This is a genomic window from Alcanivorax sp. HI0044, from assembly GCF_001634945.1.
This window is the reverse complement of record NZ_LWEZ01000296.1, coordinates 1-1,022: the sequence shown is the minus strand read 5'-3', so window position 1 is coordinate 1,022 and position 1,022 is coordinate 1. Positions and strand designations below refer to the sequence as shown.

1 protein-coding gene and 1 pseudogene are annotated in these 1,022 nt (G+C 60.8%); both read right to left on the bottom strand.

From position 1 onward, the window contains the following. Positions 1 to 265, bottom strand: a pseudogene (locus A3730_RS03630) (ATP-binding protein); the annotation flags it as partial. Continuing rightward, positions 262 to 930 carry a response regulator transcription factor gene (locus tag A3730_RS03625; protein ID WP_063519182.1) on the bottom strand — a complete coding sequence of 223 codons (669 nt, stop codon included), beginning with the start codon at positions 928 to 930 and terminating at the stop codon, positions 262 to 264. The pseudogene A3730_RS03630 and the gene A3730_RS03625, both read right to left, overlap by 4 nt. Positions 931 to 1,022 lie beyond the last annotated feature (92 nt).

Here is a 1,022-nt window from a genome sequence, read left to right as displayed (position 1 = left end):
GCTCCCCCAACAACACCACAAAATAACGCCCGGACAGGGGCCGTCGGTAAGCAGGATGCAAACGGGAGGTATCCAGGCTCAAGCGTCCTTGTGGGTCGGCCATCAGTGCGGCCAACACCCCGGCGGCATCATCGCGTAACTGCAGGCTCAGGGTCAGGCGCTGATCGCGCTCCAGCCACCACAGCGCCCCCTGGCTGATCACCACCCCGGCCAGCAGCAGGCTGACGAACAGGCTGATTCCCAGCCGACGCCCCATGGAGGTCATCGCGCTTGCCCGGTGAAGACATACCCCTGCCCACGGCGGGTTTCGATCACGCTTTTCCCCAGCTTGCGGCGCAGGCGGTTCACGTGTACTTCCAGTACGTTGGAGTCGCGGTCACTTTCGTTATCGTACAGATGAGAGGCCAGCTGCCCTTTGGAAAGCAATCGATCAGGGTTATGCATGAAGTATCGGAGCATGCGGAATTCTGCGCCGGTCAGGGTGATTTCCGTTTCCCCAGACCAGACGCTCTGGCGGTTTTCATCCAGTTTGAAAGTGCCCGCCGTCAGCTGGGCCGTATTCGCCCGGCCATGGGTGCGCCGCAACAAGGCCTGTACCCGCAGTAACAGTTCGTCAGGGTGAAACGGTTTGGCCAGGTAGTCATCGGCCCCGCTTTGCAGGCCTTCAATGCGTTCCGCCCAGCTGTCGCGGGCCGTGAGGATCAGCACGGGCACCTGTTGATTGTCCCCGCGCCACTGCTGCAGAACCTGCAAACCATCCAGACCCGGCAGACCCAGGTCCAGAATCACCAGATCAAACGGATCATCATTGAGCGCGGGCAAGGCATCACGACCATCCGCCAGCCAATCCACCGCGTAGCCATGCTCACGAAGCATGGGCATGAGCTGATCCGCCAGCGGGATACTGTCTTCGACCAGAAGAATCCGCATCAGTCGTCACGCTCGTCATCAAGGATGTCTGCGGTGCGGGCATCCATTTCAATCTCGCGGACCACCTGGTCCCGGGTCAGCAACTCAATTTC

What these genes read in the sequence shown, in the direction of transcription:
- A3730_RS03625 (WP_063519182.1), bottom strand. Translation starts at nt 930, where the DNA reads ATGCGGATTCTTCTGGTCGAAGACAGTATCCCGCTGGCGGATCAGCTC.